We start from the raw sequence: 11,869 nt of genomic DNA, 5'->3' as shown, positions 1-11,869 counted from the left end.
GCGCGTCCGGGCCGGAGGGGGTAGAAACATGGCGATCCCTCACTCCGTGCGGGGTCCGGCCCGGTCGATCCGTGAGAGCGCTCTCACGGGCCGGCCGACCGCCACCGCCCACCACCGACAGGCAGGCAGATGATCCCTCGCACCCGCCGCCACCTGGCCCTCGCCGCCACCACCGTCGCCCTGGTCGGTCTCACCCCGACGCCCGCCCTGGCCGGTCCCGGCCACCCCGGCGACCGCGACCCGGACCTCGGCCCCTACGTGCACGTCTACGACCCGTCCACCCCGGCCGCCGAGATCCAGACCACCCTCGACGGGATCTTCGCGCAGCAGGAACGCAACGAGATGGGCACCGCCCGGCACGCCGTGCTGTTCAAGCCCGGCCGCTACGACGTCGACGCGAAGCTCGGCTACTACACCACCGTCGCCGGCCTCGGCCGCTCCCCGGACGACGTGGACATCCACGGCGCGGTCCGGGTGATCGGCCAGCCCGACCCGAACTCACCGGCCGGCATCTCCGCGCTGACCAACTTCTGGCGCTCGGCGGAGAACCTCTCCGTCACCCCCACCGACTGGTCGAACCAGTGGGCGGTCTCCCAGGCCTCCCCGATGCGCCGGGTGCACGTGCGCGGCACCCTCTGGCTGGAACCGGGCAACGGCGGCTACTCCAGCGGCGGCTACATCGCCGACTCGAAGGTCGACGGCATCACCATCAACGGCTCCCAGCAGCAGTGGCTGACCCGCGACAGCGAGCTCGGCGGCGACTGGACCAACGGGGTCTGGAACCAGGTCTTCTCCGGCGTGACCGGGGCACCCGCCCAGGGCTTCCCCGACCCGCCGTACACCACGCTGCCGACCAGCCCGGTGACCCGGGAGAAGCCGTACCTCTTCGTCGACGGCGACGACCGGTGGCGGGTGGCCGTGCCGCGCCTGCGCCACGACACCGCCGGCACCACCTGGTCCGCCGGCGCCCAGCCGACCCCGTCGCTGTCGCTGCGCGACTTCTACCTCGCCAAGCCCACCGACAGTGCCCAGCGGATCAACCGGGAGCTGGCGCGGGGCCGCCACCTGCTGCTCACCCCCGGCGTCTACCGGCTCGACCGGGCGCTGCGGGTCACCCGGCCCGGCACGGTCGTGCTCGGCCTCGGCATGCCCAGCCTCGCCCCGACCACCGGCGACGCCGCGCTGCGGATCGCCGACGTCGACGGGGTACGCGTCGCCGGGGTGCTCGTCGACGCCGGCCAGCGCCAGTCCGACGTGCTCGTCGAGGTCGGTCACCGGTTCGGCCACCGGGACCACACCGCCAACCCGACCTCGTTGCAGGACGTCTTCTTCCGCATCGGCGGCCCCTGGGTCGGCCGGGCCCGCACCAGCCTCGCCGTGCACAGCGACGACACCCTGCTGGACAACATCTGGGCCTGGCGCGGCGACCACGGCAACGGCATCGGCTGGACGGCGAACACCGCCGACACCGGCGTGGTCGTCACCGGCGACGACGTGACCGCCTACGGGCTCTTCGTCGAGCACTACCAGCGCTACCAGACGGTGTGGACCGGCGAGCGCGGCCGGACCATCTTCTACCAGAGCGAGCTGCCCTACGACCCGCCGAGCCAGGCCGCCTGGACCAGCCCGACCGGCCCCGGCTGGGCGTCCTACAAGGTCGGTGACTCCGTACGCCGGCACGAGGCGTGGGGGCTGGGCATCTACTCGTACTTCAACCAGCGGGTCGACATCCGGGCGGCGCGGGGGATCGAGACGCCCCAGCGGCCCGGCGTCCGGTTCCACAACATGATCACCGTCTTCCTCGACGGCAGCGGCGGCATCGAGCGGACGATCAACGACGTCGGCACCCCCGTGGTCGGCTCGTTCGGCACCAGCCCGGTGGTCAGCTACCCCCACCCCTAACCCCGCCCGGGCTCCCGCCCGCGCTCGTGATCAAGAGGTTTGCGTCAGATTTCCCGCGATTCTTGACGCAAACCTCTTGATCAACGTGCGAAGTGGGGGGGTGGGGGTGGGGGTGGGGGTTAGCCGGTTGGTAGTTGGTCGACGCGGGTGAGGACCCGGTCGATCAGGCCGTACTCGCGGGCCTGCTCGGCGGTGAACCAGCGGTCGCGGTCCCAGTCCGTCTGGATCTCGTCCAGGGTGCGCCCGCTGTGCCGGGCGATCAGCTCCTGCATGGTGCGCTTGACGTGCAGCATGTTCTCCGCCTGGATGGTGATGTCGGCGACCGTGCCGCCGAACCCGCCCGACGGCTGGTGCATCATGATCCGCGAGTGCGGCAGCGCGAACCGCTTCCCGGCCGTGCCGGAGCAGAGCAGGAACTGCCCCATCGAGCCGGCGAAGCCGAGCGCGAGGGTGGCCACGTCGTTGCGGACGTACCGCATCGTGTCGTAGACGGCCATCCCGGCGCTGACCGAGCCGCCCGGCGAGTTGATGTATAGGTGGATGTCCCGCTCGCTGTCCTCCGCAGCCAGCAGCAGCAGTTGCGCGCAGATCTGGTTGGCCGACTCGTCGGTGACCTCGGTGCCGAGGAAGACGATCCGTTCCTTCAGCAGCCGCTGGAAGACCTCGTCGCCGAAGGACGGCTGGCCGCTGTCCAGCATTCGCACGTCGTACCCGATCATGGCGACCTCCACCGCACCGGCGGGCGACGTGGTCCGCCCCGGGGACCGGTCCGTCCAGCCTGCGCCGGCCGGGCGGGGCGACCCAGCGAATCTGCCGGAGGCAGATTCGCCCACGGCAGAAGCCCTCAGCCGCCGGCGGGTCGTCCCGCGCCGCTCGCCGCCCGCCCGTGGCAGACCAGCCCGGTGCTGCGCAGGCCGACGACCAGCGTCGCGCCGGGTCGCGCCCGGTGCGGGTCGCGCTGTTCCAGCCGGGACAGCCGCTCGCCGTGCCGGGGCAGCGGCACCCCGGCGGCGAGGACCGCCCCGGGCGCGCGTGGCCCCACCGGGGCGGCGGGCTCCAACCGGCGCAGGTCGTCGCGGGCCTCCTCCAACAGCTCGGACAGGCGGATGCCGAGGGCGCGGCAGATCGCGGCCAGGACCTCCGACGACGCCTCCTTGCGGCCCCGCTCGACCTCGGAGAGGTAGGGCAGCGACACCCCGGCCGCCTGGGCGACCTCGCGCAGGGTGCGGCCCTGCCGAATCCTGATCCGGCGCAGCACCCCGCCGATCACCCGCCGCAGCAACGACATGTCGGCCTCACTCTCGGTCGGCTCCGGCACCGACCACCCCATCATGCCCGTCGGGCGGCCCGGGGGCGGTCCCACTCCGACGACGGCCGTCCGCGTCCCAGGTCCCGCCGGCATCCCGCCCTGCGTCCGGACCGGCTATGTTGTGCACGTGCAGGCGACGGAGGCGGAGCAGGTTCGACGGTGATCCATTTTCCCGCGCAGCGGCGCGGTCCGCTGAGCGCGCTGACCCTGCGCCTGGCCGCGGCCCTGGGCCTGGTCGTCGCCGTCGTCGCCGCCGTCTACGTCGGCCGCGACGGCTACCGCGACGTCAACGAGGACGGCCTGACCCTCCTCGACTGCTTCTACTACGCGGTGGTCTCGCTCTCCACCACCGGCTACGGCGACATCACCCCGTCGTCGCCGTCCGCGCGGCTGGTCAACGTCCTGCTAGTCACCCCGGCCCGGGTGCTCTTCCTGATCATCCTGGTCGGCACCACCCTGGAAGTCCTGACCGAGCAGTACCGGACCGGCCGGCGCCTGTCGCGGTGGAGGAGAAGCGTGAAGGACCACGTCATCATCTGCGGCTACGGCACCAAGGGCCGCAGCGCGGTCTCGGCACTGCTGGAGAACGGCCTGGACCGCTCCCGCATCGTGGTGGTCGAGCGGAGCCCCGCCGCGCTGCGCCAGGCCACCTCGGCCGGCCTGGTCGCCATCGAGGGGTCGGCGACCCGCTCCTCGGTGCTCAACGAGGCGCACGTGCGCAACGCCAAGTCCGTGATCATCGCGACCGACAGCGACGACGCGTCGGTGCTGGTGGCGCTCACCGTCCGGCAGCTCACCGCCGGCCAGGTGCGGATCATCGCCGCCGTCCGGGAGGCCGAGAACGCACCGCTGCTCAAGCAGAGCGGCGCGCACCACGTGATCGTCTCGTCCGCCACGGCCGGCCGGCTGCTCGGCCTGTCGACCTCCGCGCCGCCGCTGATCGACGTGGTGGAGGACCTGCTCACCCCCGGCCAGGGCATGGCGCTGGCGATGCGTTCGGCCGAACGCAACGAGGTGGGCCGGTCGCCGCGCGAGCTGGAATCCCTGGTCATCGCGCTGGTGCGCCGGGGCAAGGTGGTCACCCTGTCGGACAAGGCCGGCGCGGTCATCGAGACCGGCGACATGCTCGTGCACGTCCGCGACGACCGTCCCACCCCGACGAACGCCCCGGCCTGACCGCACCAGGCCCGCGACCTGGGCGGGTCGCGGGCCTGGTGCGGTGACGCGGGTACGGCGGGCGCGGTGCCGCCGTACTCAGCGGCGGGTCAGAGGATCGTCCAGGTGTCGCCGCTGCCGAGCAGGCCGGCGAGCTGCTGCTCCGGCGTCTCGGTGACGGTGGCCTTCGCCGCCGCGACCTGGCTCTGCACCACGTGGTCGTAGGAGGGGCGCTCGACCGAGCGGAACACCCCGATCGGGGTGTTGCTCAGGTCCAGCCCCGGCAGCCGGGAGAGCGCGAACGCGTACGCCGGGTCGTTGACCGTCGTGTCGTGCACGACGATCTCCTCGGGGCGGACCGACGCGGTCGGGCGCACCTCCAGGCCGAAGCCGCCCGGCGGGTGGACCACGCAGAACTGCCCGTCGGCGCCGAAGGTGATGGGCTTGCCGTGCTCCAGCCGGATCAGGAAGTCGTCCCGGGTGCCCGGCTCCTTGAGCTGCTCGAACGCGCCGTCGTTGAAGATGTTGCAGTTCTGGTAGATCTCCACGAACGCCGAGCCCTGGTGCTCGGCGGCGGCCCGCAGCACCGACTGCAGGTGCTTGCGGTCGGAGTCGATGGTGCGCCCGACGAAGGTCGCCTCCGCGCCGAGGGCGAGGGAGAGCGGGTTGAACGGGGCGTCCGCCGAGCCGGCCGGCGTCGACTTGGTGATCTTGCCGACCTCGGAGGTGGGCGAGTACTGCCCCTTGGTCAGGCCGTAGATCCGGTTGTTGAAGAGCAGGATCTTGAGGTTGACGTTGCGGCGCAACGCGTGGATCAGGTGGTTGCCGCCGATCGACAGCGCGTCGCCGTCGCCGGTGACCACCCAGACCGACAGGTCCGGCCGGGACACCGACAGGCCGGTGGCGATCGCCGGGGCACGGCCGTGGATCGAGTGCAACCCGTAGGTGTTCATGTAGTACGGGAAGCGGGAGGAGCAGCCGATGCCGGAGACGAAGACGATCCGCTCCCGGGGGATGTTCAGCTCCGGCATGAACTGCTGCACGGCGGCGAGGATGGCGTAGTCACCGCAGCCGGGGCACCAGCGCACCTCCTGGTCGGACTTGAAGTCCTTCGCGGTGAGCTTGAGGGCGACGGGCTCAGACATTCTTCAGGACCTCTTCCAGCATCGTCTCCAGCTCGGCGGCGGTGAACGGCAGGCCGCGGACCTGGTTGTAGCCGATGGCGTCGACCAGGTATCTGCCCCGGATGACCTGGGCGAGCTGGCCGAGATTCATCTCGGGGATGACCACCCGGTCGTAGGAGCGCAGGACCTCGCCGAGGTTGGCCGGCATCGGCGCCAGGTGCCGCAGGTGCGCCTGGGCCACCGAGAGGCCGCGCTGGCGCAGGCCCCGGCAGGCGGCACCGATCGGCCCGTACGTCGAACCCCAGCCGAGCACGAGCACGCGGGCGTCACCGCTCGGGTCCTCCACCTCGACGTCCGGCACCGGGATCGCCTCGATGCGGGCGGCCCGGGTGCGGACCATGAAGTCGTGGTTCGCCGGGTCGTAGGAGATGTCGCCGGTCTTGTCGGCCTTCTCCAGCCCGCCGATGCGGTGCTCCAGCCCCGGGGTGCCGGGGACGGCCCACGGCCGGGCCAGGGTCTGCGGGTCGCGCAGATAGGGCAGGAAGGTGCCGTCCTCGCCGTTGGGCGCGGTGGCGAACTCGACCCGCAGGTCGGGCAGGGACTCCACGTCGGGCAGCAGCCACGGCTCGGAGCCGTTGGCGACGTAGTTGTCCGACAGCAGGATCACCGGGGTGCGGTAGGTCAGCGCGATCCGGGCCGCCTCGATGGCCGCGTGGAAGCAGTCCGAGGGCGACTTCGGGGCGATCACCGCGATCGGGGCCTCGCCGTGCCGGCCGTGCAGGGCCATGTTCAGGTCGGCCTGCTCGGTCTTCGTCGGCATGCCCGTCGACGGGCCGGCCCGCTGCACGTCCACGATGACCAGCGGCAGCTCCAGCGCCACCGCCAGGGAGATCGTCTCGCTCTTGAGCGCCACGCCGGGACCGCTGGTGGTGGTGACGCCCAGCGCCCCGCCGTACGAGGCGCCCAGCGCCGCGCCGACGGCGGCGATCTCGTCCTCGGCCTGCATGGTGACCACGCCGAAGCGCTTGTGCTTGCTCAGCTCGTGCAGGATGTCCGACGCCGGGGTGATCGGGTACGCCCCGAGGAACACCGGCAGGCCGGAGCGCACGCCCGCGGCGACCAGGCCGAGGGAGAGCGCCGCGTTGCCGGTGATGTTGCGGTAGGTGCCCGGCAGCATCTTGGCCGGCTTCACCTCGTACCGCACCGAGAAGGAATCCGTCGTCTCGCCGAAGTTCCAGCCGGCCCGGAACGCCGCGATGTTCGCCGCGACCAGCTCGGGGCGCTTGGCGAACTTGCGCTCCAGGAAGCGCAGCGTGGACTCGTAGGGCCGGGAGTACATCCAGGAGAGCAGGCCGAGGGCGAACATGTTCTTGGCCCGCTCGGCGTCCTTCTTGGACACCGCCTGCTCGGCGAGCGCCCGGACCGTCATCGAGGTCAGCGCCACCGGGTGCACCACGTAGCCGCTGAGCGAGTCGTCGTCCAGCGGGCTCGACGCGTACCCGACCTTGGTCAGGTTGCGCTTGGTGAACTCGTCGGTGTTGACGATGATGTCGGCGCCGCGCGGCAGGTCGGCCAGGTTGGCCTTGAGCGCCGCCGGGTTCATCGCCACCAGCACGTTCGGCGCGTCACCCGGGGTGAGGATGTCGTAGTCGGCGAAGTGCACCTGGAAGCTCGACACCCCCGGCAGGGTGCCGGCGGGAGCCCGGATCTCGGCGGGGAAGTTCGGCAACGTGGAGATGTCGTTGCCCAGCTGCGCCGTTTCCGAGGTGAACCGGTCGCCGGTCAACTGCATGCCGTCACCGGAGTCACCCGCGAACCGGATGACCACCCGGTCGAGTTGACGGATCTGCTTGGTCACGCCTACACCTCGCTTCGCCGCGCGCGGTGGCGCGGGCGGCCGATATTGATGGTGACCTCGCCTTGCCCGGCCACGTAACCTCCTTGACGCAGCGCCGACCCGCACCGCCGTAGCTGGTGCGGCGCGCTGTGGTTCCTCACCCGAGAGCCTACGTCGGGCCGGGTGGCGGACGGGCCTTCTGGTCCGCCGACTGGGATGAAAACCAGTGTTGTTGGCCCTGGTTTGGTGTGGTTTCAGCCGCGCCGCGTAATCAGTATCACCGGCCGGCCACCGCCCCACGCCGGCGGCCGGGACCGGCTCACTGCGACCGGCCGCGCGGGGGCGCGGAACCCGCCGGGCCGCTCAGCCGGCGCCGCAGCGAGGTGGTGGCCAGCACCAGGGCCAGCGTGACCAGCAGCAGGGAGACCACGATCAGGGCGACCGCGGTGCGCTGCACCGAGGTGAAGCCGTCCGCGGAGTTCGGGCCCCCGCCGGCCGCGGCCAGCACGCCCTGCGAGCCGGCCGGGGCGGGGCTGGCGATCGGAGTGGCGAGCGCGGCCGCCGCGGTGATCCGGAAACTCATCTGCAGCTGCCGGGCCCGGGCGCCGGGTGGGTCGATCCGGCCGATCACCGCACCGGCCAGCGGGGCCTTCCGCTGGGCCTCGGCGGACGCGCTGACCGGGAGCCGGACGGTGACGGCGTCACCGGCGGGGACCGTGCCAGCGTCGCACCGGGTGCGGGTGACGCTCAACGCGACGCAGCCGGCGGGCGGCGTCGGGACGGTGACGCCCTCGGGCAGCACCACCTCGACCCGGCCGGCGGCGTCGACCTTGCCGGTGTTGCCCAGCCGCACGGCCAGTTCGCTGGGGGCGCCGCTGATGTCGAAGGCGACCCCCTGGGCGTTCAGCGAGATGCCCGGCACCGGCGGCCCCGGCGGGAAGAGCACGGCGAAGCCCTCGTCGTCCTGGGCCGAGCCGGCCAGGCCGGGGGCGGTCGCGCTGACCCGGACCGCCCCGCTGAGCGGCATCCGCTCCCAGGCGTCGCCGTCGACCCGTACCTTGATCAGGGCGCTGAACCGGGACCCGGCCGCAGTGGTCCACTGGCCGCAGCGGTGCTCGCCGCCGCCGGCCGCGGCGCAGCCGGCGGTGCCGGCGTCGGTCAGGCCCGCCGGGAGGGTGTACGAGAGCCGGATCAGCTCGGTCGTCCCGCCGATGTTGGTCACCGTGACCCGCAGCGTGGTCGTCGTGGCCGGCGCGTTCCAGTACGCCTCCGTCAGCGTGACGTCCTCGGTGCTGACCCGCACACCCAGCGGGTGCGTCGGCGGCTGGCCCGGACCGGGCGGCGGCGGCGGGCCGAGCGTCGGGCCGGCGGTGCTCGGCGGCGGCGGCAGGCTCGGGGGAGCGGTGGTGCTCGGCGCGGTGCTGGCCGGAGGCGGGTTCTCGGGGCCGGCCGGGGTGGTGGGCGGCGCCTCGCTGGGGGCGGGGGCCGGCTCGGTGGTCGCCGGTGGCGGCGGCTCGGTCGGCGGTCCCACCGTGGGGGCCGGCTCGGTCGGGGTGGGCTCGTCGACCGGCGGCGTCTCGCCGGGCTCGGCGGCCGGATCCTCCGCCGGGTCCGTCAGGGTGGCCGCGACGGGGGTCACGGCGGGTGTGGCGGCGGCCCAGCCGGGCAGCGCCACGACCGCGAGCGCCAGCGCCGTCGCGAGGGCGAGGAGGAGCCCGGCGGCACGTCGGTCTGCCACCCGCCGAACCGGAGGTACGTCCACGCGGGGGCCAGCTCTCTTCCGTGATGATCAGGGCGGATTCATTATTCGGCAATGGTTGCCATGTGACACCAGTCCCGCTGGGAAACAGTTTCGTAACGTGTCCGGTACGCCTACCGGGCCCGCACGGTAGGCTGACCCACCGTGACCGGTTACCTGGGCTCGTACGCGACGCTCGGGCTGTTGCTGCTCGCCGGCGTCCTCTTCTTCGTCGCGGCGTTCTCCGCCAACCGGGTGCTGCGTCCGGCCCGCCCGGCCGACCCGGTCGGCAAGCGGGCCGGCTACGAGTGCGGCCTCGACCCGGTGGGCGGCGACTGGGCCCAGATGCAGATTCGCTACTACGTCTACGCGTACCTCTACGTGCTCTTCGCCGTCGAGGCGGTCTTCCTCTTCCCGTGGGCGGTGGTCTTCGACCGGCCCGGCTTCGGGCTGGTCACGGTCGCCGAGATGGGGATCTTCGTGGCCGTGCTGGCGCTGGGCATCCTCTACGCCTGGCGGCGCGACATCCTGCGCTGGACCTGACCGACCGGACCCGACCCCCGGTGTCGGTCGGGATCGTGGCGGTGTCGGGTCGCCCCGGTTCTGTCGCCCCGGTTGGATCGGCGCGGGCTCAGGCCAGGCCGCGGCGGGCCAGCGTCGGCGGCCGGTCGCCCCGGATCGACGCCACCATGTCCAGCACCCGGCGGGTGGGCAGCACCTGGTGGGCGCGGAACACCCGGGCGCCCAGCCAGGCCGACACGGCGGTCGCCGCCAGGGTGCCCTCCAGCCGCTCGGCGACCGGCAGACCCAGGGTCTCGCCGACGAAGTCCTTGTTCGACAGCGCCACCAGCAGCGGCCAACCCGTGCCGGACAACTCGTCGAGGCGACGAGTGATCTCCAACGAGTGCCGGGTGTTCTTGCCGAAGTCGTGGGCCGGGTCGATGAGGATGCCGTCGGGGCGTACCCCCAGGGCGACCGCGCGCTCGGCGAGGCCGGTCACCGTCGTGACCACGTCGGCGACCACGTCGGCGAAGGCGGCCCGGTGCGGGCGGGTGCGGGGGGCGAGCCCGCCGGCGTGCGAGCAGACCAGCCCCGCCCCGGTGCGCGCGGCGACCCGGGCGAGCGCCGGGTCCGCGCCGGACCAGGTGTCGTTGAGCAGGTCCGCCCCAGCCGCGACCGCCTCCGTGGCCACCTCGGCCCGCCAGGTGTCGATGGAGATCACCACGTCCGGGAAGGCGGCCCGGACGGCGGCGATGGTGTCCACGGTGCGCCGGATCTCCTCGGCCACGTCGACCTCGTCGCCGGGGCCGGCCTTCACCCCGCCGATGTCGACGATCTCCGCGCCCTCGGTGACCGCCCGCTCCACGGCCCGCAGCGCGCTGTCCTCGGCGAAGGTGGCACCCCGGTCGAAGAACGAATCCGGGGTGCGGTTGACGATGGCCATCACCACCAGTTCGCCCGGTGCGAACGTGCGACTCCCGAGCCGAAACGCCCCGGCCATGCCCGCCTCCCGATCTCGCGTCGGCCGCAGAATCCGGCCCGGTCTCCGACGCTAGCCGGTCTGCCCTCGCCCGCTCCGGCCGGCACGGGGGCAACGACGCGCAGCTATCTTTGCCCGGACCGCCCGGCGGGGTCGCTCCGGGACCGCGCACGTGCCACGATCTCCTACATGGGTCAGGTGCTGCTCCTGCTGGTGGTCGCGCTCACGGTCGCGGCGGTGGTCTTCGGGGTGACGGTGTTGGTCACCGGCCGCGATCCCGGCCTGGTGCCGGTCGAGCCGGACGGGCGGGCCGTCCCGCTGCCCGGCAACCGGCCGCTGCACGAGTCCGACGTGGGTGATGTCCGTTTCGACACGACGCTGCGGGGGTACCGGATGGCCCAGGTCGACCAGGCGATGCGCCGGGCGGCCTACGACATCGGGTACAAGTCCGAGCTGATCGGCGTGCTGGAGGCGGAGGTCACCGCGTTGCGCGAGGGACGGACCGCCGACGCCGACGCGCTGGCCCGCGCCCGCGAGCAGGCGGCGGCCGAGGCGGCGGCCGGCGAGGACGGCCAGCCGGGGCCGGCCGACGCGACCGTGCCGGCCGACGCGACCGGCTCGGGAAGCGTTCCCACCGGCCTGGGCGGCGGCGTGACCGGTCCGGCGGGCGCGACGACGGGCGCGGGCAGCGGTGCGCAGAGCGCGGGTACGACCGAGGGCGACGGGGCACCGGCTGGCGCGTCCGACGCCGGCGAGCCGGTGGACCCGGCCGGCGAGCGGGGGCCGGCGGTCCGGTCGGAGCCGGCGTGACCGACGGGGCGGCCGACGACGGCCTGCGCGCGGCGACCCAGCCCGGCGCGGGCGAGGTCTCCGCGACCGTCATCGTCGACGCCCCGGCCGAGCGGGTCTTCGCCGCCTTGGTGGCCTGGGAGCGGCAGTCCGACTGGATCCCGTTCACCAAGGTGCGGGTGGTCGAGGGCGACGGCGGGGAGGGCAGCCTCGTGGAGGCCGTCACCACGCTGGGGCCGGCGGTGCTGCGCGACGAGATGCGGGTGGTCCGGGTCGACGCGCCCTACGAGATCGGCGTGGTGCACTGCGGCCCGCTGCTGCGCGGCCCCGGGGTGCTGCGCTGCACCCAGATCGAGGGCGGCCGGACCCAGGTGGTCTGGCACGAGTGGTTCCACGTCCCCGGCGGCGCGGCCGGCCGGGTGGCCTGGCCGGTGCTCTGGCCGGGCTCCAAGCTGAGCTTGACCCAGGCGCTGAAGCGCTTCGGCCGGCTGGTCGAGCGGGGCCGGCTGCCCTGAGCCGGGGTGGCCGCCGAGCG

Annotated in this window: 10 protein-coding genes and 1 pseudogene; 5 read left to right on the top strand and 6 right to left on the bottom strand. The window is 73.4% G+C overall.

All coding sequences use genetic code 11. From position 1 onward, the window contains the following. Nucleotides 1–129: 129 nt before the first annotated feature. Entirely contained in the window at nucleotides 130–1,902 is a 1,773-nt protein-coding gene (locus ACLQ2V_RS06010) for an adenylyl cyclase (RefSeq protein WP_425717353.1), read from the top strand. Between the two features lie 119 nt (nucleotides 1,903–2,021). On the opposite strand, the gene ACLQ2V_RS06005 is transcribed toward ACLQ2V_RS06010, so the two are convergent. Together ACLQ2V_RS06005 and ACLQ2V_RS06000 are read right to left on the bottom strand one after the other, a co-directional pair. Beyond that, a complete protein-coding gene (locus ACLQ2V_RS06005; protein WP_425717352.1) occupies nucleotides 2,022–2,621 on the bottom strand; it encodes a ClpP family protease in 600 nt (199 codons plus the stop codon). Nucleotides 2,622–2,752: 131 nt separating this feature from the next. Next, a pseudogene (locus tag ACLQ2V_RS06000) lies at nucleotides 2,753–3,190 on the bottom strand (helix-turn-helix domain-containing protein); the annotation flags it as partial. A gap of 180 nt (nucleotides 3,191–3,370) precedes the next feature. Between ACLQ2V_RS06000 and ACLQ2V_RS05995 the strand changes: the two are divergent. Continuing rightward, nucleotides 3,371–4,387, top strand: a complete 1,017-nt coding sequence (locus tag ACLQ2V_RS05995) for a potassium channel family protein (RefSeq protein ID WP_425717351.1) — start codon at nucleotides 3,371–3,373, stop codon at nucleotides 4,385–4,387. A gap of 89 nt (nucleotides 4,388–4,476) precedes the next feature. Here the strand turns inward: ACLQ2V_RS05995 and ACLQ2V_RS05990 are convergent, their stop codons facing one another. From ACLQ2V_RS05990 to ACLQ2V_RS05980, 3 genes are all read right to left on the bottom strand, one after another. Beyond that, complete coding sequence (locus ACLQ2V_RS05990) at nucleotides 4,477–5,511, bottom strand: 2-oxoacid:ferredoxin oxidoreductase subunit beta (RefSeq protein WP_425717350.1); 1,035 nt, start codon at nucleotides 5,509–5,511, stop codon at nucleotides 4,477–4,479. Next, nucleotides 5,504–7,348: a 2-oxoacid:acceptor oxidoreductase subunit alpha gene (locus ACLQ2V_RS05985; RefSeq protein ID WP_425717349.1), complete on the bottom strand. Its 1,845-nt coding sequence runs from the start codon at nucleotides 7,346–7,348 to the stop codon at nucleotides 5,504–5,506. Before ACLQ2V_RS05985 ends, ACLQ2V_RS05990 begins: the two co-directional genes overlap by 8 nt. Before the next feature lie 298 nt (nucleotides 7,349–7,646). Continuing rightward, the gene (locus ACLQ2V_RS05980; protein WP_425717348.1) at nucleotides 7,647–9,065 is read right to left on the bottom strand and encodes a hypothetical protein; all 1,419 of its coding nucleotides are present in this window, start codon (nucleotides 9,063–9,065) and stop codon (nucleotides 7,647–7,649) included. Nucleotides 9,066–9,230: 165 nt separating this feature from the next. On the opposite strand from ACLQ2V_RS05980, the gene ndhC reads away from it, so the two are divergent. After that, on the top strand, nucleotides 9,231–9,608 hold the full coding sequence (gene ndhC, locus ACLQ2V_RS05975; protein WP_425717347.1) for an NADH-quinone oxidoreductase subunit A: 378 nt from the start codon (nucleotides 9,231–9,233) through the stop codon (nucleotides 9,606–9,608). A gap of 88 nt (nucleotides 9,609–9,696) precedes the next feature. Here ndhC and folP read toward each other — a convergent pair whose 3' ends face one another. Continuing rightward, entirely contained in the window at nucleotides 9,697–10,566 is an 870-nt protein-coding gene (folP, locus tag ACLQ2V_RS05970) for a dihydropteroate synthase (RefSeq protein ID WP_425717346.1), read from the bottom strand. A gap of 168 nt (nucleotides 10,567–10,734) precedes the next feature. Here folP and ACLQ2V_RS05965 point away from each other — a divergent pair, with 168 nt between their 5' ends. Continuing rightward, nucleotides 10,735–11,355, top strand: coding sequence for a DivIVA domain-containing protein (locus ACLQ2V_RS05965; protein WP_425717345.1), 621 nt, complete (start codon nucleotides 10,735–10,737; stop codon nucleotides 11,353–11,355). After that, nucleotides 11,352–11,849 carry an SRPBCC family protein gene (locus ACLQ2V_RS05960; RefSeq protein WP_425717344.1) on the top strand — a complete coding sequence of 166 codons (498 nt, stop codon included), beginning with the start codon at nucleotides 11,352–11,354 and terminating at the stop codon, nucleotides 11,847–11,849. Before ACLQ2V_RS05965 ends, ACLQ2V_RS05960 begins: the two co-directional genes overlap by 4 nt. The last annotated feature ends 20 nt before the right edge of the window (nucleotides 11,850–11,869 follow it).

It is taken from the genome of Micromonospora sp. DT233, assembly GCF_049841815.1.
Taxonomy (GTDB): Bacteria; Actinomycetota; Actinomycetes; order Mycobacteriales; family Micromonosporaceae; genus Micromonospora.
This window is presented reverse-complemented; position numbering and strand designations above follow the sequence as displayed.

What these genes read in the sequence shown, in the direction of transcription:
- ACLQ2V_RS06010 (WP_425717353.1), top strand. Translation starts at nt 130, where the DNA reads ATGATCCCTCGCACCCGCCGCCACCTGGCCCTCGCCGCCACCACCGTC.
- ACLQ2V_RS06005 (WP_425717352.1), bottom strand. Translation starts at nt 2,621, where the DNA reads ATGATCGGGTACGACGTGCGAATGCTGGACAGCGGCCAGCCGTCCTTC.
- ACLQ2V_RS05990 (WP_425717350.1), bottom strand. Translation starts at nt 5,511, where the DNA reads ATGTCTGAGCCCGTCGCCCTCAAGCTCACCGCGAAGGACTTCAAGTCC.
- folP (WP_425717346.1), bottom strand. Translation starts at nt 10,566, where the DNA reads ATGGCCGGGGCGTTTCGGCTCGGGAGTCGCACGTTCGCACCGGGCGAA.
- ACLQ2V_RS05965 (WP_425717345.1), top strand. Translation starts at nt 10,735, where the DNA reads ATGGGTCAGGTGCTGCTCCTGCTGGTGGTCGCGCTCACGGTCGCGGCG.